Source organism: Aquimarina sp. Aq107 (assembly GCF_943733665.1).
Classification (GTDB): domain Bacteria; phylum Bacteroidota; class Bacteroidia; order Flavobacteriales; family Flavobacteriaceae; genus Aquimarina.
This window is the reverse complement of sequence record NZ_OX030782.1, coordinates 2,900,901-2,924,083: the sequence shown is the minus strand read 5'-3', so window position 1 is coordinate 2,924,083 and position 23,183 is coordinate 2,900,901. Positions and strand designations below refer to the sequence as shown.

Here is a 23,183-nt window from a genome sequence, read left to right as displayed (position 1 = left end):
TATAAAAATAGGCAGATCTTTAAATAACTAATAACAGAAGTTAAGTTAATACTCCAAGAACAAAGAATTGAGTTTGTATTTGCTAAATTAGTAACTTAAACATGCAACGAAACAATTTATAAAACATGGCACATTAATCAATAAAGGATTAAGAGTGAATTAATTTCTGAAAAAATAAAATATGGCAACAATCAATACTTATTTAAGCTTCATGGGTAATACTGAAAGAGCATTTAATTTTTACAAATCGGTATTTGGTGGTGAATTTGTTGGTGGAATAAGACGTTTTGGGGATATGCCAGAGAATGATTTAATGTCGGAAGAGGACAAGAGAAAAGTAATGCACGTTGGATTACCAATAGGCTCTGGAAATTTTCTTATGGGGACTGATGTACTTGAATCCAAGGGACAATCTCTAACATTTGGAAATAATTATTATATATCTATCAATCCAGAGAGTAAAGAAGAAGCTATTAAATTGTTTAATGGGCTTTCATCAGGAGGAACAATAACATCACCATTAGAGGATACATTTTGGGGAGCATACTTTGGAACATTTACAGATAAATTCGGAGTGCAATGGATGGTAAATTATCTTTCAACAAACTAAAAATGAAGTATGATTAAACCATAGACCCGAACATTGCAGCCTATTAAAGTTAATCTGATATTTCTAAAAGAATACATCTCTTTTACCTTTCAAAAGAAATGTATTATACTTCTAAAATAATACTCGTTTTAGAAGCACCGTACTCAGAAATTTTTTCAAGAAAAGAAACAAGATGCTTATTGTTTCTAAAATATCCCAAAACGCATAGGCAATCATCTCCAGTAATTCTATCGCAACTTTGTACTTCTTCCATTGCTTGTATTTGTTTTTGAGCATATGATGTTCCTTTTGGTCCTTGGTGCATTACTAATGTTATATATGCTTTAGTTTCAATACCCAGTTTTTCGTGATTCACTTTTAAAGCATAACCTTCGATTATACCCTCTTCTTCCATTTGCCTAACGCGTTTACCTATTGCAGGAGCAGATAACCCAACTTCTTTTCCGATAGTGGCAAAGCTTTCTCTAGCATTAATATGTAGCATTTCTAATATTTTTTTATCTAGCGTATCCATTTGTGATCAAAATTAAAATATTGTTTATTTGATAGAATCGAATGTAAATATAGTTTAATAAATTCGATTATAAAGTAAAAACAACTTTATGCATTCTATATTTGTTGTATTGGTTTTGGGTGTGTAGCTTCCAATTTTAAGTATTTAAATAAAAAAAGATAAAATATGAATCCATTTTTAATTGATTGTATTGGTTACGGAGGTTTAGTCATAAACTTATATTCAATGTCCACTAAAGGTGAGTATAAACTAAGACTAATCTCATTAATTGCTAATGCAGTCTACATTTTATACGGCACAATAATCAGTGCAACTCCAATAATTGTAGGGTGCACTATTGCTGTATTTCTGCATGGATATCATTTAAGACGGTTGATAATTAAAAAGAATGGAAATGATTAGAATAGAAAAAGCTAAAGAAACTGATATAACCATTTTAGCACTTTTAGGAAGGGTAACTTGGGCCGAATCTCATGGACATTATATAGAGGATAAAAACAACCTATTAAAATATCTAAACGAGAATTTTTCAGTTTCTAAAATGAAACGAGATATAACCGACTCTAAAAATCTTTTCTACATTATCTATGTAAATGATTTACCTGCTGGTTATGCAAAATTAGTGATGAACGCAAAAAATGAAAATATTGCCTCTCAAAATAGTTGTCAATTAGAAAGAATCTTTATTCAAAATGAATTTATTCCATTAAAAATTGGACAGCAACTTCTAACTTTTGTTGAAGAAAGAGCTAAAGCCTTACAATTAGATACGATATGGCTTACTGTTTACATAAAAAATAAAAGAGCCATTAGATTCTACGAAAGGAATAAATTTAAAAATATTGGAGAATTAAACTTTCTTGTCAATGGAAAAGCATACGAAAATATAGTTTTCTCAAAAGAAATATAAGTATGTATGACCATTCAAAATCTATGAACAGGAATTGATTTATGAGAACCTATGATAAAGGAAAAGAAATATTTTCGACAATGAATAAGAAAACCCCACTATCGCTAGTTTGCAACTAGAGACAGCTGTAGGTAATTCTTTTTGTAACTGTAACATTATTAAAAAATGAGTATCCTTATTAGGAAACCTTTTGAAAATTAAATCATTAGTCGTATCTAAAGATTGGAGACAAATTGAAAAGTGTTACTATAGAAATGAGAAAAATAGTCATAATCACAATCCTATTCCTAATTGCCATCAGTTCACATGCACAAAGCAAAAAACAAATTTTAGATTTTAAGTTTGAAGGTGTAACCTTAAACGGTGTATTAAATCTCCCTAAAAATCAAAAACCTAAGGGAATAGTGCTGATCATTCATGGATCAGGAAAAACTAATGCCGTTGCTCAAGAATGGTATTCGGATGTAAGAGAAACAATCGTAAAAACCGGATATGCTACGTATATGTGGGATAAAATGGGATGTGGAAAAAGTGGTGGCAGCTTCAATTATAATCAATCGGTCTATAATAGCGCATCTGAAGCTATCACAGCTATCAATATGCTTAAAGAAGAGAATATATTAGGATCAAATAACATTGGTTTATATGGAGTTAGCAGGGCAGGTTGGATAAATCCAATTATAATAAACAAATACAAAGACATTGCATTTTGGATTTCGGTAAGTGGTGTAGATGATAAAGAAAACTTTGGCTACCTTCTAGAAGAAAATCTAAGAATTGAAGGACTGTCTAAAGATTCCATTGTCCTAATTGTTGATCAATGGTTAAAAGGAATAAAAATAGCTCACTCGGGCGAAAGTTTCGAAACCTATATGAATGCTACTAAAGAACTCCAGAACAATGCGTTTTGGTTACGATTTGTTCAAGAGAATATGGGAGAGATGAATAAAGAGGCATATATTGGTTTTCAAGTACCTCTTATGAAAGAAATACTTGATGAAGAAACAGGTTTGCCAGTTTATATAGAAGATTTTGATGAGGTCTTATCAAATATAAAAACTCCGGTTTTAGCATTATTTGGAAAAACTGATATGAACGTAGATTGGAAGAAAACCAAATTATTATATGAAAAAACAATGGGAAAAAATACGGACTTTATAATAAAATCATTCCCAAATTGTAATCATAATATTCATGAATGCCGCACTGGAGGATTCTATGAGTTTCAAGACAACAAACTACCTTACAAAAGATGCGATGGTTTTCTTGATACTATTGAAGATTGGTTAGATAAAAGATAAAATGTTACTGATAGTTTATGACTATTAGAGATCATGATGTTTTCTCCTAAAAAAACATAGAAGAAGAGTAGTAAACTTGTTTTTTTATCCTTAATCCAGAGTCTTCTGGCTTACTTCTTTGTAGAAATTTTGCAACAAGAGATATAATAAGACAGTTACTTATAAAATGATTGTAAAAAGTGAAGGTTTTTTAATAAGAGATGAACTCATATTAAAAAACGGATTGCACTTAATTGTCTAACAAATTGAATGAAACTATATTAAATTCTGTAGTTATTACCAGTGGGGTATTAGGGTGTTTCTTATGTCTTTCATTGGTAACTACATCTTTTTATAAGAGTCGTGCAAACAACTATCTTTCATTATCCCTATTTTTACTAATAAACCTAACCTTTTTAGGCAGTTGGTCTGATAAAGAAAATCCTATTTTAGACTTTTTAGGACTTATCATGTTAGAGTATCTGGTTGGGGTCACTTTATTTACCTATTTTCTTATCCAAATCGAGCATACCTATCTAAAAAAGAGGTGGTTCAAGTGGCTTTACGTTCCCTTTATCATTTCTGTTATCATAGAAATTATACTTCATCTAGATACAGTTTTTCACCTGTACGATTCGGATTTTGCGCTTTTTGTAGACTATATTAAACTCTTTACTGTGTTTAGTTATAATTTGTTTTTAATTTTTTGGAGTAGGTATTTAGTAAAAAAATCCAATACAATCTCAAAAGAAAAAAAGCGCTGGTTATTGCGGTTAAACTTTTTTATTACCAGTATTATCGTTTGTTGGCTTTTGGCTAATATTGAGATAACTATTTTTGAGTCAGAGTATAGTGCAAATCTCTTGAGAATTCTACTATCGATTTTATCTTGGTGGATATTGTATTATGGAGTTTTTAAACTACAAATAATCGTCCAAAAAGATCAAATACACCAATATCTAACATCTAAAAAAGTAAGTACTACTAAGCCTAAAAGGAAAATAAACGAGACTACCGTTTCTAAAGTTGTTACACAGCTATATGCATTAATGGAAGAGGAGCAATTATTTAAAGACCCTTTTTTGAGCAGGTCGGATTTAGCAATTCGATTAGAAACTAATGAAGGCTATCTATCACAGATTATAAATGAAGAAACTAATAAAAGTGTTGTCCAGTTTGTAAATGAATACCGAGTGAAAGCTGCTCAAAATATATTACATAATCCGGTATTTAATAAATATTCTGTAGAAGCTATTGGGATGGAAGTTGGTTTTACCTCTAAAAGTGCTTTCTATAAAACATTCAATTCTACTATGGGAATGTCTCCAGGAGCATATAGAAAGCTCAAAAAAACGTCCTAATTCGTGTAAATACTTTGTTTTAGTACTTCACCAGCCTCAAAATTGGCTTTTTGCTTTCTTTTGAAATCTACTTTTACACGAATAAATCAAAAAACATAAGTTTATGAAAAAAGGAATATTAATAATCGTTATAACCGTTTTAGGATTATCAACTGTTAATGCACAAGACTTTAGCTTAGGAGTAAAAGGAGGTCTTAATTTTACAACACTTACAGGAGGGAATAACTCAGAAATTGGCTGGACAACAGATTTTAATTTGGGAGTCATGGCGGAAATTAAAATCTCAGAAAAATTCTCTTTGCAACCAGAATTGATGTATTCCGGACAAGGATATGGTTCGGATGTTGATTCTGAAGGTATTATTGCACTCAACTATTTTAATGTTCCATTAATGTCAAAATATTATGTTACCAAAGGATTGAGTATAGAAGCAGGACCTCAAATTGGTTTTTTACTTTCTACTAAAGGAGGTATCAATACCAATAAAGATCAGTTTAAAACAATGGATTTTGGAGTGAATTTTGGTTTAGGATATAAACTAGATAACGGGCTTTATTTTAGCGCAAGATATAATCTAGGATTATCTAATATTAATAATATAGATGGTATTTCGGACAAGAATAGGAATGGAGTATTTCAACTATCTATTGGCTATTTCTTTTTCTAAAACAATAGCTGTACAAAGAAAAATCTAAGTGATAAAAACTTAGGTTTTTCTTTACCCAACTAAAGAGCTTAGCCAAATAATACATTTCTATAATTTAAAGTACAATTTGGTTTGTAAAACGTCCTAATTCGTAAAACTGTTTTATTTCAGTACTTCTCCAACCTCAAAAGTAGCTTTTGGTTCTGTTTTGAAATTTACATTCGCAGTAATAAATCAAAAAACATAAAAACATGAAAAAAGCAAACACAATAATATTGCTTCTTATGCTATCATTCTCATTAATGAGTTTTAGTTGTACAAATACTAATAAACAAGAAGCCATACATGTAACTACGGGTAGTAATTTAAAACAATACGTAGGTGATTATATGCATGAAGAAATGGGAATCATAATAAATATTTACACAAAAGAGAAAGAAAATGACACGAAGCTTTATTTTAATTCACTCTTTGAAGGAGAAAGTGAATTAATTGCATCTGGAGAACACAAATTTGCCTTTAGAGCAGAAGAAGAAATTAAAGTAGAATTTAAGAAGGTAGAAAATGGTGTTTTTAATGAATTTACTCTAATACAACCAGACGAAACGTTTAAAGCAGTTCGTATGGAAATTGATGATTTAAATACCATAGATAAGAAACTTACCGAAAGAGATTTCTCAGGAGTTATTTTAATCGCTCAAAATGACAGCATCATATTTAACAAGGCATATGGGAGAAAAAATAGTCAAGACAATGGACTAAATGACGTAAATACAGTTTTTGATATTTGTTCTATCACAAAACAGTTTACGGGTGCAGGAATACTAAAATTATCAATGCAAAATAAACTGGCTGTTACTGATAAACTATCAAAATACTTCGAGGCTGTCCCTAATGACAAAAAAAATATAACCATTCATCAGTTACTCACACATTCTTCAGGTTTAACAGCTGGGATAGGAGGTGATTACGATACTATTACAGAATCAGAGTTTCTAAGCAAAGTATTTAGCAGTAAACTGACAAGTCCGGTTGGGACAGCATTTAATTATTCTAATATAGGATATAGCTTACTCGCATTAATAATTGAAAAAGCTAGCGGAATGGATTATGAAGCCTTTTTGAATGAAGAAATTTTTAAACCTTCGAAAATGTACCATACAGGCTATGTAATTCCTGATTGGAAAAATAACGAAGTTGCTAATGGTTATGTAGATAGTAGTGAAGCTAAAAAACCTAATGAAGAGAATTGGAGTGAAAAAGGTCCGTACCTCAATCTCAAAGGAAATGGAGGTATTTTAACAAGAGCAAGTGACTTATTGCTCTGGAGTCAAGCAATACGAGACCACACAGTACTTGATGAAGCGACAACATCTAAATATCTTCATCCTCATTTTGAATATAATGGTGGAAATGCTCATTATGGGTATGGTTGGGGAATTGTAAATAAAGATTTAGAGGATGAAATAGTTCGTCACGCTGGTGGGAGTGATTTGTTTAGTTCGGATCTATGGATGTATCCTAAAAAAGAAATCACAATAATTATTCTTAGTAATAAATCGGATCTACGTGTCTTTTCAATTGCAAAAAGAATATCAAATTTTTTACTAGAAGAGTAAAAGCATTAGACCAAAAACTATTCTCTATAATAGAGAGTAATTAATACAAAAAACTAAAATGAAAAGAATAAATTCAATTGCATTGCTTCTAATGGTATTATTACTATCAATGAATTTTAGCTATACAACTAGTAACGAGCACGAGCTAATGATAACAAGGCATGATAAGGATGAAGCCGATTTCCTAAAACTTGCAGAGAAATTTGAAAAATATATGTGTCTTTTAAACCTACCCGATTGTGAAGGTACAATTATAGCGGATCAATGGGTGTTATCCGCAGCGCATTGTGCGGTAGCAATTACAGAAAAATTCTATAATGGCAGAAAACATTTTGTGATCATAGACGACGTCGAAATTGAAGTAGACAAGGTCATAATGTATAAAGAATGGGGTAATCCGCAAGCGGATAATTCTTCATTAAAAGATATTGCATTATTACATTTAAAGACAAAACCTATGAATGTTATGCAAGCAAAATTATATGTTGATGAAGACGAAGTAGACAAGCTAGTGTATATGGTAGGAAGAGGAGACAAAGGTGATGGACTCATAGGAATAAACGGTAACGATGGAAAAAAAAGAGGTGCTACCAATAGGATTGAAACAGCAACTAAAAATTGGTTAACATGGACATTTGATCATCCGGATACCAAAACAAAATACCTTACAGAATATGAGGGGATTAGCGGTCCTGGTGATAGTGGAGGACCTGCTTTTGTTGTAAAGAACGATATAGTTTACTTAGCAGGAATTAGCTCATGGCAAGATACTAAAGGCGGAGACGAAGGACTTTATGGCGTTGTAGAAAACTATACAAGAGTATCACAGTATATACAATGGATTAATAAAGAAATGACAGGAAATGGTGACATTTCTGAAGCAATATTAAGAGTAGAACCGGCACCGGATGCTATTGCATATAAGTATAAACCAAAAGCCATAGACATACATGCTAGTACCTTAAAACAATATGTTGGTGAATATAAAACAGTAAAAAATACAACAGTAAAAGTTTACACAAAAGAGAATGGTACTAAGTTTTATATTATGACATCGGATAATTCGGAGTATGAATTTATTCCAACTGGGAAACACAAATTTTCTTCTAAAAAAATTGAAGGATTTAACTTAGAATTTAAGAATTCAGAAAATGGTGTTTTTAAAGAGTTAATAGCAAAACTACCTGATGGAACAAGCAGAGAAGCGATTCGTAAATAAAAAAAGCCAATTGCAACAAGAAAAAAGACTATTGCTAAGTTAGAAATTAGCTGTATTTTAATCGTTCATTATACTTAACCAGACCATCGACAATAAATAAAATGAATGATATAATAATAGTAGACATTTTTTGGAATAAACGATTGGTTCAAGATAAGTCTGGAAAAGAGTTTGAGATTTTTAGAGGTAAAGATTATGATCTAGATTGGCAACACCTAGGCTCCGGATATTCCAAGGATTCTAAGCGTATTTACCATTGGACTAAAGAGTGTTTTCGAAAACAGCTAAAAGGTATTGATATTTCAAGTTTCGAACTTATTCAAGCAAATGAATCTGAAAACACTGTTTATTTCAAAGATAAACATGCAGTGTACTTAGATAGTTATATGTCGAGCTGTGTAGTATTAGAAGAAGCTGATCCAGAGAAGTTTCAAATAATAGATATAGATAAAGGTTATGCCTCTTCTGGTGATATTGACTATTGGTATTATGCAAAATTGCCTTACGCGCTTACGGACCTAACTCGTATAAACCGAAGCTATCAGAAAGTAAGAAATTCAATTTATTTTGGACATACGGATAAGCTAATTTGTGATGTAGAGAGTTTTGAAATTATTAATCATAGAGTAGAGACAGTAGCTAAAGATAATAATCACGTTTATTATAAATCAGAAATAATCGAAGGAGCGAATCCCAAAACCTTTCAGTTTTTAGAAGAATGTATTCGTGAAAATTCATCCTATTATTTAGAATGCGATATTCATTTTTATGCAAAAGATGATAAATATGCATATTTCATAAATGTACCGTTTGGTTATAAAATAATCAAGACAAAAGACTTAGCGAATTTTAGATTTGTAATAAAAGATGAGATTGGTTATGGAATAGATTCTAAATATATCTATGAGAAGGGGAGAAGGAAAAAAATAGAATAACTATTACTGATACCATTCTACGAATAACACCAAAATATATAAGAAAACACATAAATAAGTGATAGTTGGTTCGATATAAATTCTTACACCAAAATTCCCCATATACAGATTGCAAACTCGCAGTAACTTAGAGATTTTAGGTTATTTTTACATTTTTAAATGAAGTATTAGGTTACAGTTCGCTGAGAATGTTTGTGATTACTTACAAATGGAGCATTATTTGGCTGTGATACATATGACTTTGTAGCACGAAATATGGAAAAAACAATGCTAAAGATGAAAAAAACACTTAATGATTTAACCAAAGATGAATGGAATACACTTTTCCCAATTGAATTGGTTGATCATAATCCAGCATGGAAAAATATTTTCAGAAACGAAAAGGAGCGAATTGTAAATAAAATAGGAAGTAAAACAATTTTACGAATCGAGCATTTTTGGAAGCTCTTCGATATCAAGTATTAAATCAAAACCATATATAGATTTAATGATAGAAATTCCGAAAGAGCTTTTGTTTGATGAAGGTTTGATCAAACAATTTTCGGAGTTGGGTTATGCTCATTTTGTTGTTCCTGCAAGAGATCATATTGAAGCATATTCCTCATTTGGGAAAGGATATAATCTCGACGGAGTAAAAGAACAAATTTTCCATATTCATATGTGCCCCAATAATAATGTAATGTGGGAACAAATTGATTTTAGGGATTATTTAAACGCCAATCCTGAGAGAGCAAAATTATATGAGGATTTAAAAATTGACTTAGCTTCTAAATTTAAGAATGATAGAGGCTCTTATGTTTTGGGTAAAACAGATTTTGTAAACGAAACCTTGAACATTATAAAAGAAAAAGCCAACGGATAATGAAATGATTACTATGGTTTTATAGAAACACTCGTGTGATCTAGTAGTTATTGTATTTGGGTAAGGTCTAATGTTTAAAGTAATGAAAATAGCATCTTGTCATTGTCAATCTGGACTAGTGGTAATATCAGTAAGTAAATGTAGAAAAGAGTAATAGATCTTGTTTAAGGATGATTTTAAGCTATTTTTAAACTTAGTACAACAATATAGGATATATTGTTTATTGTAAAAACATGTGTAATAATGATCACAAATTCGATTATATATGAATAATTGGAAGGAATATTTAATAGTAGTATTAGTAAATATATTAGTTGGATTTCTATTGAGTTTGAATTGCGAAGGTGAAAGATGCTTGATAATTATTTTAGCCTTTTCTTATTGTGTAATAGCGGCAATCACATATTTACCTTATCTGTTTTATAAACCCTTTAAAGAAATTAATAACGAAAAAATTCTTGCTTTTTTCTTCCCAAGTTTATTAATGTTCATTACTGTTTTTTTATGGTTAAAATTTGGTTCAAACATACCTTTAGATTCATTTAATATCTTATCTATAGGCTTAGCTACATTGCCTAATACAATTTTACAATTGATTCTATTTCTGGCTACTATAAAAAAGAATAACACTAACCGACCTGCTAAGTCAAACTAAAGTTTTATAATATAATTCTGTTTTTTTCTAATAGTGGATCTTATGTACAAGGTCGTTGTAACACATTATTAATTCTGGATACTAATAGATTATAATAATCTACAAGGAATCATCCATGAAATTATTGACGCAAGAATATAAGGAACACTGGAATACAATAAGCAAATTCATATTCAGAGTATTATTTACTTATTTTATTCTCTATATACTTCTAATGTTTTTGAATCCACTTTTTGAAACACCATTAAGGTGGATTGGGAAAGAAATTTTTAAAATAGATTATGAATATGATGTAAGTGGTAGCGGTAGCGGAGATCACACTTTTGCATATTTAACATTATTTGCAACAATGATTTTAACTTTAATCACTGTTTTTATTTGGGGCATATTAGACCGAAATCGTAAGAGTTATAATACACTTTTATATTGGTTTTTAGTATTTCTTCGTATTGTTTTAATAGCTGCAATGTTTCTTTATGGGTTTGTTAAGGTTTTTAAACTTCAATTTCCATCAGCTTCATTGACTCATTTACTTGATCCTTTAGGCGATTTTTCGCCAATGGGATTGGCGTGGACTTATATGGGGTTCTCAAAAAGTTTTAACGTGTTTGTAGGTTTTATGGAAGTACTTGGTGGTTTATTATTAATTCCTAGACGAACACAAACACTTGGCTCATTTATAATTATAGGAGTAATGACGCAAGTGGCTATGATGAATTTTTGTTATGACATTCCTGTTAAATTATTTTCCATTCATTTAGTCTTAATGGCTCTGGTGATTTTTATGACTGACGATAGATTTTTAAAAGTATTTATTAAAAATAAAGCAGTAGATGTATACACTTATTTTCACCCGATTAAGAATAGTGAATATCATAAAGTGATTTTTTGGATTAAATCTATTGGTTTATTTATTCTTGTAAGTTTAATTTCATTTAATTTTTATACGACAGAAAGTCATAGAGGAAACAATAGAGAGAAACCATTGCTCTATGGTATATGGGAAGCTTCATATTTTATTAAAAATAGGGATACATTACAGCCTTTAATTACTGATAATTATAGATGGCGTTATCTTATCGTAGATTTAAAAGATAAAGCAACTGTAAAAACAATGGATGATATAAAACATCAATATAAATTTGTAACAGATTCAACGTCTCAAAAAATAATGATACATAAAAAAGATTCTGAAGCTGAAAATTATAATTTCAGCTATAAAAATCCGAACTCAGAATTTCTTGAACTCGATGGAATTATAGAATCTGATACGTTACATATCATATTTTCGAGAAAAGACCACATGAAATTTAATTTAAACTCTCGTGGTTTCAATTGGATTAATGAGCGTCCTTATAATAGATAAAACAGTTCTTTTGAAATTTTCAAAACATTCATGGGTTTTGACTATTCATATTAAAAGTAATGAGAAATTGTACGCTGCTTTTAATTATTTTCCATAAAACTATTGTAACAAATTCCATTTTGGATCTACATATTAGTAGGGAATTAATAGGGATGTATCCAATTGTTTACATCTAATTATTGGTAAATAGTTAAACATGTTTGAGGGAAGAAGTGTTCGGGGAATTATAACGGGCTTAAGTAATGATAAAAAGTTAATTAGGTCTAAAAAGTTATTAGAAAAGGAAAACTTAAAATCGACTAGGAGAAAGGTGAAATTTAAAAACCCTTCAGAGGAAGAGTTAGAACAAATAAGAAAAAAAATAAGAAAGCAAAGCCGAAAAGAAAGTAAAATACTAATTGGTATCGCAATACTTATAACAAGTGTTTTTACATATTTTACTATACTTGTAATTCGAGAAAATAATGTAAATACGGAAAGTATACAAGCATTAAAATTCCAAGAAAAAGAAAAAAAGTTTTTATTACTAGTGCATAAAGGAGACGATTGGTTCGAAAAAGGAAAATGGTATAATTCTATCTTTTACTATGAACAAGCAAAAGAAGTTTTTCAAAGAAATTATGAAATTAACTATAGACTCGTTAGATCATATAGTTTTCATTGCGAAAGTGAATTTAAAAATTGTCACAAGGCTAAAGAACTGTTAGATAAACTCTTTATAATGTTTCCTGAAAAAGAAAAGGAATTATTAGAGATTAAAGAGAAATTAGAATATGAATATTAGAAAACATGTGTTAGCAGTGTTCTCTATAAATGATGGAATCATTCAAATTGATAAGAATAACACTGATTCCAAAACTAGTTCGTGACTGGTTGTTTTACAGGTAATAAAACATATAGAAGAGTAATAGATTTCGTATGGAGGATATAAGATAGTAATCGAATACTTATGAAAAGTCCTCTCGGATTTTCTATTTAGTTTGTATTTGCTAAATTAGTTTTTAAAAACGCAACGAAATCAAATCAAATAGAAGGTGTCATAATTTGTAAGAATGAAGTGAAAGAATTTCAAGCTATAAAAAAATATTACAAACCGATTCAGCCAACTGTAAAATCTGAAAAAGGAAAAATAATCTACAAAGAAGTCCAGCCTGATAAGAAACTAGAAAATTTTGTGTATTGTTTTTGGCAACTCAAAACACAAAAACCGCTCAATCAACCTTTCATATACCGAGTTGTTTCTGACGGATGTATTGATATTTTTTTCGACCATAATCAACCGAATGAAAATTTCGTAATGGGATTTTGTAAAAAATATACAGAATTTCCTATTGGTAAAACATTTGACTATATCGGAATTCGATTTTTGCCTTGTGCCTTTCCAATCATATTTGGAGTAGATGCAAAATCCTTGAGCAATCAATCACAAGAATTAAAATATATTTTACCAGATATTTCAGATTGGATTTCGTCAGAAATCAAACCATCGGTATCATATGAAAACATTATTGAACATTTAAATGAGCAATTAATTCATATAATTAAAAAGCAAAATTTTGAGCTAGATCAACGTTTTTTTAATTCGCTAAATCTCATTTTTCAAAAAAATGGATTTTTAGATACAGAGAAAGATCTTAATACAGGTTTGAGTTCTCGACAACTTCGTAGAATTTTTAATTTCCATATAGGTACAACCGCAAAAAGCTTTAGTAATGTTGTACGATTTCAGCATATTTTAAATACGAAACCATCAAAACAGAGCCTTAAGGAAAATAAACTATATTTTGATGTTGGGTTTTTTGACCAAGCTCATTTTATCAAAAATTTTAAAACATTTTATGGTGTAACACCTTCAGAAGCCTTCCGTTAGACTTTGTCCGATTTTTACAATTTCTCTCAAACATCTCATTCTAAATTTGTTTCAAGAAAATATAAAAATTTGAAAACACTATTATCAATCGTATGTATCCTAACATTAAGTTGGGCAAATGCACAAAAACAAAGTAAAATGAAGTTAAATGCTGGAATAATCACGGAAAAACTAACGGAAACAAAAGAATTCTATACGAATACCTTAAATTTTGGAGTAAGCTTCGAAAATGACTTTTACCTTTTGATGCACACTCCTGATAAGTCGGCAGAAATAGGTTTTTTAAAACCGAATCATCCAAGCCAACAACCAATTTTTCAATTACCATTTAATGGAAAAGGTGCTTATTTGACGATAGAAATAGAAGAAGTGGATAAATTTTACCAAGAACTTAAAAATAAAGGAGTAGCTATCGAAATTGAAATTAGAGATGAACCTTGGGGAGACAGACATTTTGCAATCGTTGATCCAAATGGAATTGGAATTGACATTGTTACTTACACTAAACCTGAATGATAAAAGACTATGTACAATCATGTGAAAAAACATAGGATTTTTGAGTTTAATCAAAAGATCTGCAAATATTTAATTTGTCGTTTTCGATAAAAAAGGGAAAAACAAAACTCTTGGTTTTGCTAATTGAGTGGCAGAAAGTAATCACTTATCTACTGCTTTAGATATCTTAACTGAGAAGTTGCACAACATTTATTACAATCTGTCACTAATATTTGACAATTCGAGATTAAAATCTTTTTAAATTATAAAGAATACTAGAGTTTTGAAAAATAAACCAGTTAAATAGACATTAAACGGCACAAATGAAATTAAAAATATTTGCAACAATTGGACTTGTTTTTCTAATTCTAAATCAAGTATTGCTTTTAGGAGGCAACGAATTTATTCAAAATCAACAACCAATTGATTATGCGCATTGGTTATTATTAATTGGAGCACTATTGTGTTTATCTTTAAACTACGTTTTTTCAGACACTATTTTTGGTAACGTAGCGACAATTTTAACTTCTTTGGGAATAGTTGCTTTAATCGGACAGTCAACTATTGATTTCTTATGGTGGAGTTACGGGACCGATTTTGAAGGAATGGATAAATTAACAAGTCAAATAATGGAACGACCATCAATTAGAATTCCGTTTATGACTGTAGGACCATCTCTATTCTATTTTGGGTTAGTGGCACACGCTGGAAAATTCATACGAACTCATGCATTATGGCCAATTTTGGTTTTTATTGGAGTTATTGGTATTGGTTTAGGAGCTTTTGCTTTTGACAGTAGATTACTTATTGTACTGGGCCATATTTTATTAACATTAGGTTTAGTAGTATTGATATTTAAAAAAAGAAAGTAAACTCACTATCATTTCAAAATAAAAAACGTTGAACCAAACTGTTACTTAAGGTTACCCAAAAATGCATAAAAAAGACAAAATATTTCACTTTGATAATAACTTTGAACTTTTGGCACTTCAGTTAAATTTTATTTAAAATACAGTAAAAAATTGAGTATTATAAAGTTGGTCTATCAAAAAAAACTAAGAAATAAGAAAGGACAGTTAACAGTGTATAATAGTACAGGATAATTGTTCTAATCAAAAGATCTGTGAATATTAGCAAAGTCGTTAAATATGAAATTTAGCATTTTCAATAAAAAAGATAAAAGTAAAATATCTATATTTAGCTAAGTATCCAATCTAAACAGAAGTGCTTATCGTCTGTTTTACATTTCTTATACCAGAGGTTGCCACTAATTTTGAAAGAATAGATAAAATGAAAAAGAATATTTTTTTTGTATTGGTTATAATAATGTTGCTTCCTATACTGTCAAAGGCTCAAGAGATAACTAAATCAGATAGAGCTAGAAGTATTGTAAAGGCTGTAAATCAAAAAGATGCCAAAATGTACGTTGATAATTTTAGTAAAAATGTAAAGGTATACATGTATGGCGAAGATGGCAATTTTGTGCTGAGAGTTGATGGAATTGAAGCGTTATATAAGAATCGTGCAGAACATCTAAAAAATCATCCAGAAGTTCGAAATGAAATACAACACTTGGCAGAAATTGATAATAGGCTTATCATGCATGACAAAGTTTGGCTTACACCCAAGAAAAAAGATGGAAGTTCTGTTGTAGAAATTTTTACTTTTAATAAAGATGGTAAAATCGAAAGAGTCGATGTTATACAACAGAAAAACCTTTTTAGCCAAGAAAAATAGAAGAACAAATCATAGAAAACTATGAAATGGAAAAAATAGTACTCACAAAATAAAACGATTTACCAATGTCGTTCATAATTTATTACTTATTAGAGGCTATTTATAAAAGTCTTCTCATATTTTCCATTTACTTATTATAAGCATGAAACAAAATAATATAAAAGGCACTGTAGCTAATTAACCAAATTAATATGATTATATTACGATTATCTAAAAGTAATTTCAGCATTAATCATACTTCTATATCTTTTCCAATTGAAATTGAGGTTTTAGATAAATTATTATCAGGTTCCCGAAGAAAAAAAAAGAAGAAACACAATACGATCTACACTTGGGATGATTTAGGAATCCTTGCTTATTCAAAAAATGATAAAGTTGTAGAGAGTTTGGTAATAGAATTAAAAGATGAGGATTTTGATTTTAGTTCTAAGCAGATTTTTAAAGGGAGATTTTATTTTGAAGAAGAAGAAGTTATAACCTACTATAAAAACAATAAAAATGAAAGAATCAAGCTTTTTGATGGAGATTCATCTGGGGCTTTAGTGCTAAATAATATTAGTGTTTGGTTTGACACTGTAGATAATAATATTGAGGCTATTGAAATAAGTGCTTTTAAAGGTTCTACAATTACAGAAATATCTAAAGAAAAGTATATAATAAAGGAATTAGATGAAGAAGTGATTGAGTTTTCGGATTTTGGGTTTAAGTTATCCATTATCCAAGAATTAATGTATAATAAAGACCTTCTTAAACCCAAGTTTGACTTATTTGAATTTGTGATATGGTATACTAAGAGAGAGATTGACCTTGAAAAAGAAGGTTACGAACCTATATCGGAAGTAACAAATTACTTTAAAAAATTACCTATACCTAAAAGAATGGCAAATGAGGTAACCGAAATATATCAAAACGGTGGGAATAATATTTATATGCAACTTTTAAGATTTGGAGAAGGTTGGGAAGATTATTGGGATATAGAAAACACTAAAGATGTAAAACAGTTTCCGAACTTAAAGAAGGTGGTGTTGTGTTATGCAAAGGAAAATGTAATCGATGAATTCAATAAAATGGGAATTGAAGCAGAATGGTTATAAAACTGATTAAAACAATATATTTATTACAAATACTAACTTTAGGAATCAGATGTTACATACAACGGACGTTTATAGTAAGTTAAAACATGGCTATAACTAATGAGAAACATAGTCGAGAATTAACTGAACATTTTTTTAGAAATGAGTATGGGAAAATGGTTTCTGTCATCACCAAGTACATAGGAGCAGGGAATGTTCAAACAGCAGAAGACATTGTACAAGAAACTTTATTGAAAGCTGTTGATAATTGGCAACACAACGGAATACCAAATAACCCACAAGCTTGGTTGTATACAACCGCTAAAAATTTGACAATTAACGTTCTAAAGCGAAAAAAAATATCTGTCAGAGTTTAAAAATCGATCAATTGAACAAAATTCTGATGAATTGGAAAATTTGCTAATTTCAGAAGAACTCATTTCTGATGAGCAATTAAAAATGATGTTTGTTTGCTGTAATCCCCAAATATCAGAAAGCTCACAAATTTGTCTGATTTTAAAAATCCTCTGTGGCTTTAGTATTTCGGAAATAGCCAATTCTTTTTTCACTTCAACAGAAACTATAAATAAGCGATTGGTAAGAGGTAGAAAGCAATTGAGAACGAATAACATTAGTTTTGAACTTCTAAAGGACATTAATAAAAACCTTCCAATTGTTTTAAAAACTATTTTTTTACTTTTTAATGAGGGCTATAGTCCTACACAAAAAAATGAGTTGATTCGATACGATTTATGTCTTGAGGCAATTCGATTAACAGAAATTTTAGTTGAAAGTAAAGTAATTAAACAAAAAGCGGATTGTTACTCTCTTTTGGCGCTTATGTATTTCAATGCTTCTCGATTTGAATCAAGAATGAACTCTACCAATTCCATTATAGAAATGGATAAACAAAATCGTGAAAACTGGAATCAACAATTAATTAATAAAGGCATTCAGAATTTAAATAAAGCTACCAAAGGTGAACAAGTCTCCAAATATTTAATTTTGGCAACTATTTCTGCAAATTATTGCATAGCAACAAGTTTTGAAAAAACAGATTGGAAAGAAATCTTATCTCTTTACGATAGTCTTCTCGAATTAGAAGACACACCAATTATAAGGCTTAATAGAAGTGTTCCTCTTTCTAAAGTAAAAGGAAATAGATTTGCCATATTGGAATTAGAAAAATTCGTAAAAAAGTCAAAAATTGACAACAGTCACCTTTTCTTCTCAACTTTGGCGGAGTTTTATAAATTAGAAAACAATTTAGAAAAAGCAAAAAAGAACTATGAAAAGGCTATATCGTTGGCTGAAAATGAGCGAGATTTAAAATTACTTCGAAAAAAATTAATAGATGTTGTCCCTATTTGACAAACTGGATTGTTTTAAGAGTATAATAATCTATTAATTTAAAGAATGAAATTATGAAAGAATTTATGTTATTTATTAGAAGCGAAGGAAATCCGGTGGTGAATCTTTCGCCAGAGCAACAACAAGAACATGTTCAAAAAGTTGGAGGATTTATAAAAAAAATGGTCGACGAAGGAAAAATGAAATCTGCCCAACCTTTAGAAATGCAGGGCAGTATTCTATCTTATGAAAATGGAAGTTTTACAGATGGTCCATTTAACGAAACAAAAGAAGTCATTTCGGGATATTACCACATGTTGGCAAAAGACTTAAAAGAAGCAATTGAAATTGCAAAATCTGATCCAAGATTTGAGGACGGAAAATGGAGAGTGGAAGTTCGTCCAATTATGAAAATTGATGGAATCAATGAATAAATCCAATAAAGAAAGTAGATGAAAAAGGACTTCTAATAGTCTATAGAAATAATAGCGACTTTGGTGTTTACTCAAAGTCGCTTTTTTATATTTACAGTCAGCTCTAATAGGTAAGGTTAGCAACTCTAGATTTCATATCATAAAAGTTTTAAAATATAGTAAGGAAAATTATATGTAATTCGCAATTCCCGTGCTACATACATTTAGAATGATCAAGATTCGAATAAAAATATATTATAAGATTTTCGGATATTTAAATCTTATTTTAGGAGTGATTTTCATTATTATTTCGCCAGAAATTGAATTGATGGAACGAATTTTTGGTGCTATTTCGTTTAATGCTGCATATCATATGCTTTATTTATTTTATTCCACTATTTATCGAAGCTCTTATAACACTTTAATGCATAATGAATTTAATAAGAAAGTGGGAGGGATATTAACCAAAGGGTTTGCTATTTTTGGAATGATATGCTCTTTTTTTATTTTATTTATATTTATTTTTAAATCCATTGAACTTAATGAATATTCAGGGTTTTGCGCAATTTGTGTTCCTATAGGACTTTTTCTTGGAGCGTACTCACTATGGCTTGATATGAATTCTAAATAAAAAGCGCTACAACAACGTATTTATGATTATATCGGTAATGGTTGGATAGGAGACATTACCCTTTGAAATGACATGTTTTTATTTAGCCCTGCTATTTTTGATTATGCATTAAATGGGAAAAGAGAAGAATTATTGCCAATAAAAAATGGTTTTAGCGAAGACTATAGGTAATTGTTATATGCTTCTTACTACTGAAAACCCAATTAAATTTTAAATTCAAGCAACCATTTTAAGGAATTTTGCGTCTTTATGAATAAAGAGGCTTATAATTCAATTTTAAAAGTCAAAAGGATATGTTAGAAAACCCAAAAGTAAATATCAAAATAAAACTTGCTTCTTTGTGGGCCTCTGTAACATTCTGTTATTTATATGGAGATTATTTCGAGCTTTATACGCCAGGTAAGATAGATAGCTTACTAACAGGTGAAAATATTTTAGATAGTCCCACCAAATTATTAATAGCGACGGTGATTTTGGCAATTTCATCGGTAATGGTTGCGCTCTCAATTATTTTAAAACCAAAAATAAGTCGTATTCTGAATATTATATTCGGAATGTTATTTACACTGATGATGTTGTTTATCGGGTTCAATTCAAACACTGGATGGTATGGTTTTTATGTGTTTTTAGCATTCTTAGAAAGTATTCTTACTGCTTTAATAGTTTGGTATGCTTGGAAATGGCCTAAAGAAGAGACGATATAGCAAAAAAATAAAAATAGATTTAGTATGGGCAGGATACGATATTTCATTTTATTCTTATTTCTAGTGGTTAGTTTTAATATTGATGCTCAATCCATCAATAGAATAGACAATTCGGCAATCATTACCTCAGTTTTGGACAATGAAATTATGCGGTTAAAAGATGCTGGAAATGTTCATGGACTTACAATTACGATAGTTACTAAAGACAGTGTTTTATTCCAGAAAGCCTATGGTGCAAGAAACCTGAAAGATAAGCAAGAACTAAAAATCTCACATAATTTTTATGCAGCTTCTCTTAGCAAACCACTTTTTGCATTTGTTGTTATGAAATTAGTGGATGCAGAAAAAATTGATTTAGACAAACCTTTAGTAGAATACTTAGATAATCCTTTATATTCTTATGAATTTACTCATGGTTATGAAGGTTTCAAAGATTTAAAAGCAGATAAACGATATGAAAAAATAACCGCAAGAATGTGTTTATCACATACCACTGGATTTCCGAACTGGAGATATATCAAAAAATCTGGTATTGATATGGAAAACCCGTTGGAGATAGAATTAGAGCCAGGAACTTTTTATAGCTATTCGGGAGAAGGGATTCAATTGCTTCAGTTTGTGGTAGAACAAATTACAAAAACTAACTTGGAGGAACTTGCACAAGAATACGTTTTTAAGCCATTTAAAATGGATATGACAAGTTTTCTATGGCAAAAAAGATTTGATACTAACTATGCCGTTGGTCACTACAAGAAAAGAAAAACCTTAAAACGAATAAAAAGAAGTCAAGAATATGCTGCCGGTAGTATGGATACTACACCAGAGGATTATACTAAGTTTATACAAGCAATGTTAGCCCAAAAGGGAATGAGCAAAGAAACGTATGAAGAGTTTTTTAAACCGCAAATAAGAATTGAGTCTAAGCAACAATTTGGTAAAAATCGATTGATAAAAACTACAGAAAATAATAACATCGAATTAAGCTATGCCTTGGGATTTGGCACCTACAAAACACCATTTGGAAAAGCAGTTTTTAAAGAAGGTCATATTCGGGGTTGGGAACATTATACCGTATTTTATCCATCACAGAATTTAGGAATTATAATCATGTCCAACAGTTCCAATGCCGAAAGTATTTTTAAAGAATTACTAGAAGTTGCGATAGGAGATACTTGGATGCCTTGGTATTGGGAGAACTTCGTACCTTATGATAAGTAATAGGTACTACGGATCAACTTGTTTATAGTCAATAAGAAAAAGCCAAAAACTAAATTAATTTAATATTTGTAAGCCGTGACAGGATTCATTTTTTTGATATTAATCTTTTAAATCGAACGTTATATGAATGACAATTTTGAAATATTTTTTAACTATGTACGACTGCTCGTAGATATCCCAAAAATTGATCAAGACTTATGTCGTAAATATTTTAAACCTTTTTCTGCTACAAAAGGGGAGATAATTGAATCCTCCGGAAAAGTTCCTCAGTATCATAATTTCATTGTTTCGGGGTTTATGCGGAATTTTTATAGTAATGAGCTAGGTCAAGAAATTATTACTGATATTAATGATGGTCCTCGCTTTTTTACTTCATATAATCATTTTATGCATCGAACACCTTCAAACGAAAATCTGCAATGTATTACGGATTGCGAGTTATTGCGAATTAAACGAGATGATGTAGATATTACAGCGAAACTAGGAATCACCCAAATGGAATACACTGTACAGATCTTGCAACAACAGTTGGAAAAGAATAAACAACGAATCATTGACCATGCTACACTTTCTGCGGAGCAACGGTATGTAAAATTGCAAAAAGAATATCCTTCAATCATTCAAAACATTCCTCTAAAATATATTGCTTCGTATCTAGGAATTAATCCAGGGAGTCTAAGCCGCATACGTAATGAGTTGGTTAAATAGGGATTACCTTATATTTCTTCACAATTGTGAAGTAGTTTCTATTATATGATTTTTAGGTTTGTAGATCAATCAAAAAATCAATCATATGTCGTCTTCAGTAATACTTTCAAAAGAGAAACCTCTAAAAATCCTCAAAACATCTGTAAACATTTGGTTTATTGTAGTAATAACTGGTCAATTTATATTTGCCTTATATATTATGGGGCTTTATGGTATAAGCGGTATTGCAGGTGATTTCGAACGTTGGAACGAAGCAAGTGGTCACGGATATGTCGAAAAAGATTTTGTGGGTAATATATTTTTTGGTTTACATATAGTATTAGCCGCTATAATTACAATTGGTGGACCTCTGCAACTTATAAAAAAAGTGCGCGCTAAGTTTCCGAAGTTTCATAGAATAAACGGTCGCATTTATATTAGTGCAGCTTTCTTGATAAGTATCGCTGGTTTATATTTAGCTTGGATCCGAAGTTCTGTTGGAGGATTAATAGGATCCATCTTTATTACTATAAATGGAATTTTTATTATCATATGTGCTTATAACACCATAAAATTTGCCGTTTCTAGAAAACTAAAGATACATCGAAAATGGGCAATTCGTTTATTCTTAGCTATGAGCGGAGTTTGGTTTTTTAGAGTGTTTTTAATGTTATGGCTTACTATTAATCAGGGTCCAGTTGGTTTTGATATGGAGTCTTTTCAGGGCCCTGCATTAAATATGCTATATGTTTTTAGTTATATCTTACCAGTACTATTTGCAAACTTTTACTTTAGAGCAAAAAAATCTAAATCGGTTAAAAGGAAATTTATGCTTTCCATTTTTATCGTACTACTTACGGGCTGTATTGCAATAGGGACGTTTTCTGCAACTATGGGGATGTGGTTACCACGTATTTGATTTATAGATCTTACAATCATTAATTTATAACTAAGGGAAATATTAACAATATAACATATAGTTGATTAAGAGTTTAAGATGTATTATAAAATGCAGTTCAATTAAAGAC

General features: G+C 30.1%; 28 protein-coding genes. 27 read left to right on the top strand and 1 reads right to left on the bottom strand.

Features of this window, described 5'->3' with window-relative positions; all coding sequences use genetic code 11:
• The first annotated feature begins 181 nt into the window (after window positions 1–181).
• Complete coding sequence (locus NMK29_RS12520) at window positions 182–610, top strand: VOC family protein (RefSeq protein ID WP_108803893.1); 429 nt, start codon at window positions 182–184, stop codon at window positions 608–610.
• A gap of 103 nt (window positions 611–713) precedes the next feature.
• Here the strand turns inward: NMK29_RS12520 and NMK29_RS12515 are convergent, their stop codons facing one another.
• On the bottom strand, window positions 714–1,124 hold the full coding sequence (locus NMK29_RS12515; RefSeq protein ID WP_108803894.1) for an Lrp/AsnC family transcriptional regulator: 411 nt from the start codon (window positions 1,122–1,124) through the stop codon (window positions 714–716).
• A 165-nt stretch (window positions 1,125–1,289) separates the two neighbouring features.
• Between NMK29_RS12515 and NMK29_RS12510 the strand changes: the two genes are divergently transcribed.
• The 26 genes from NMK29_RS12510 (at window position 1,290) to NMK29_RS12385 (ending at window position 23,074) form a co-directional block, all read left to right on the top strand.
• Window positions 1,290–1,526, top strand: a complete 237-nt coding sequence (locus NMK29_RS12510; protein ID WP_108803895.1) for a hypothetical protein — start codon at window positions 1,290–1,292, stop codon at window positions 1,524–1,526.
• On the top strand, window positions 1,519–2,034 hold the full coding sequence (locus NMK29_RS12505) for a GNAT family N-acetyltransferase (RefSeq protein ID WP_159092251.1): 516 nt from the start codon (window positions 1,519–1,521) through the stop codon (window positions 2,032–2,034). The genes NMK29_RS12510 and NMK29_RS12505 overlap by 8 nt, the downstream gene beginning before the upstream one ends.
• A gap of 254 nt (window positions 2,035–2,288) precedes the next feature.
• On the top strand, window positions 2,289–3,335 hold the full coding sequence (locus tag NMK29_RS12500; RefSeq protein WP_108803959.1) for a S9 family peptidase: 1,047 nt from the start codon (window positions 2,289–2,291) through the stop codon (window positions 3,333–3,335).
• Window positions 3,336–3,568: 233 nt separating this feature from the next.
• Complete coding sequence (locus NMK29_RS12495) at window positions 3,569–4,675, top strand: AraC family transcriptional regulator (RefSeq protein WP_159092252.1); 1,107 nt, start codon at window positions 3,569–3,571, stop codon at window positions 4,673–4,675.
• A gap of 103 nt (window positions 4,676–4,778) precedes the next feature.
• Window positions 4,779–5,342, top strand: a complete 564-nt coding sequence (locus tag NMK29_RS12490; RefSeq protein WP_108803898.1) for a porin family protein — start codon at window positions 4,779–4,781, stop codon at window positions 5,340–5,342.
• A gap of 230 nt (window positions 5,343–5,572) precedes the next feature.
• Entirely contained in the window at window positions 5,573–6,940 is a 1,368-nt protein-coding gene (locus NMK29_RS12485) for a serine hydrolase (protein ID WP_108803899.1), read from the top strand.
• 58 nt (window positions 6,941–6,998) lie between these two features.
• A complete protein-coding gene (locus NMK29_RS12480; RefSeq protein WP_108803900.1) occupies window positions 6,999–8,159 on the top strand; it encodes a trypsin-like serine protease in 1,161 nt (386 codons plus the stop codon).
• A gap of 101 nt (window positions 8,160–8,260) precedes the next feature.
• Window positions 8,261–9,094, top strand: coding sequence for a DKNYY domain-containing protein (locus tag NMK29_RS12475; protein WP_108803901.1), 834 nt, complete (start codon window positions 8,261–8,263; stop codon window positions 9,092–9,094).
• A gap of 276 nt (window positions 9,095–9,370) precedes the next feature.
• Window positions 9,371–9,559: a hypothetical protein gene (locus NMK29_RS12470; RefSeq protein ID WP_159092253.1), complete on the top strand. Its 189-nt coding sequence runs from the start codon at window positions 9,371–9,373 to the stop codon at window positions 9,557–9,559.
• A gap of 22 nt (window positions 9,560–9,581) precedes the next feature.
• Entirely contained in the window at window positions 9,582–9,956 is a 375-nt protein-coding gene (locus tag NMK29_RS12465; RefSeq protein ID WP_234424281.1) for a GrpB family protein, read from the top strand.
• 265 nt (window positions 9,957–10,221) lie between these two features.
• The gene (locus NMK29_RS12460; RefSeq protein WP_159092254.1) at window positions 10,222–10,611 is read left to right on the top strand and encodes a hypothetical protein; all 390 of its coding nucleotides are present in this window, start codon (window positions 10,222–10,224) and stop codon (window positions 10,609–10,611) included.
• 115 nt (window positions 10,612–10,726) lie between these two features.
• Window positions 10,727–11,977, top strand: coding sequence for a DoxX family protein (locus NMK29_RS12455; RefSeq protein ID WP_108803905.1), 1,251 nt, complete (start codon window positions 10,727–10,729; stop codon window positions 11,975–11,977).
• 196 nt (window positions 11,978–12,173) lie between these two features.
• Window positions 12,174–12,761 (top strand): hypothetical protein, encoded by a 588-nt coding sequence (locus NMK29_RS12450; RefSeq protein WP_108803906.1) that lies wholly within the window; start codon window positions 12,174–12,176, stop codon window positions 12,759–12,761.
• Between the two features lie 273 nt (window positions 12,762–13,034).
• Window positions 13,035–13,847: a helix-turn-helix domain-containing protein gene (locus NMK29_RS12445; protein WP_108803907.1), complete on the top strand. Its 813-nt coding sequence runs from the start codon at window positions 13,035–13,037 to the stop codon at window positions 13,845–13,847.
• Window positions 13,848–13,985: 138 nt separating this feature from the next.
• Complete coding sequence (locus NMK29_RS12440) at window positions 13,986–14,363, top strand: VOC family protein (RefSeq protein ID WP_108803960.1); 378 nt, start codon at window positions 13,986–13,988, stop codon at window positions 14,361–14,363.
• A gap of 302 nt (window positions 14,364–14,665) precedes the next feature.
• The gene (locus NMK29_RS12435; protein ID WP_108803908.1) at window positions 14,666–15,214 is read left to right on the top strand and encodes a hypothetical protein; all 549 of its coding nucleotides are present in this window, start codon (window positions 14,666–14,668) and stop codon (window positions 15,212–15,214) included.
• 418 nt (window positions 15,215–15,632) lie between these two features.
• The gene (locus NMK29_RS12430) at window positions 15,633–16,079 is read left to right on the top strand and encodes a nuclear transport factor 2 family protein (RefSeq protein WP_108803909.1); all 447 of its coding nucleotides are present in this window, start codon (window positions 15,633–15,635) and stop codon (window positions 16,077–16,079) included.
• Between the two features lie 191 nt (window positions 16,080–16,270).
• A complete protein-coding gene (locus NMK29_RS12425; protein WP_108803910.1) occupies window positions 16,271–17,173 on the top strand; it encodes a hypothetical protein in 903 nt (300 codons plus the stop codon).
• 86 nt (window positions 17,174–17,259) lie between these two features.
• Window positions 17,260–17,529, top strand: coding sequence for a sigma factor (locus tag NMK29_RS12420; RefSeq protein WP_108803911.1), 270 nt, complete (start codon window positions 17,260–17,262; stop codon window positions 17,527–17,529).
• A 31-nt stretch (window positions 17,530–17,560) separates the two neighbouring features.
• Complete coding sequence (locus NMK29_RS12415) at window positions 17,561–18,523, top strand: RNA polymerase sigma factor (protein WP_159092256.1); 963 nt, start codon at window positions 17,561–17,563, stop codon at window positions 18,521–18,523.
• A 65-nt stretch (window positions 18,524–18,588) separates the two neighbouring features.
• Entirely contained in the window at window positions 18,589–18,936 is a 348-nt protein-coding gene (locus NMK29_RS12410; RefSeq protein ID WP_254097219.1) for a YciI family protein, read from the top strand.
• Between the two features lie 208 nt (window positions 18,937–19,144).
• Window positions 19,145–19,546 (top strand): hypothetical protein, encoded by a 402-nt coding sequence (locus NMK29_RS12405; protein WP_108803914.1) that lies wholly within the window; start codon window positions 19,145–19,147, stop codon window positions 19,544–19,546.
• A gap of 293 nt (window positions 19,547–19,839) precedes the next feature.
• On the top strand, window positions 19,840–20,250 hold the full coding sequence (locus tag NMK29_RS12400) for a DUF6326 family protein (RefSeq protein WP_108803915.1): 411 nt from the start codon (window positions 19,840–19,842) through the stop codon (window positions 20,248–20,250).
• Window positions 20,251–20,274: 24 nt separating this feature from the next.
• Entirely contained in the window at window positions 20,275–21,468 is a 1,194-nt protein-coding gene (locus NMK29_RS12395; protein ID WP_108803916.1) for a serine hydrolase, read from the top strand.
• Between the two features lie 123 nt (window positions 21,469–21,591).
• Window positions 21,592–22,176, top strand: a complete 585-nt coding sequence (locus NMK29_RS12390; RefSeq protein WP_108803917.1) for a Crp/Fnr family transcriptional regulator — start codon at window positions 21,592–21,594, stop codon at window positions 22,174–22,176.
• A gap of 85 nt (window positions 22,177–22,261) precedes the next feature.
• On the top strand, window positions 22,262–23,074 hold the full coding sequence (locus NMK29_RS12385; RefSeq protein ID WP_108803918.1) for a DUF2306 domain-containing protein: 813 nt from the start codon (window positions 22,262–22,264) through the stop codon (window positions 23,072–23,074).
• Window positions 23,075–23,183: the final 109 nt, after the last annotated feature.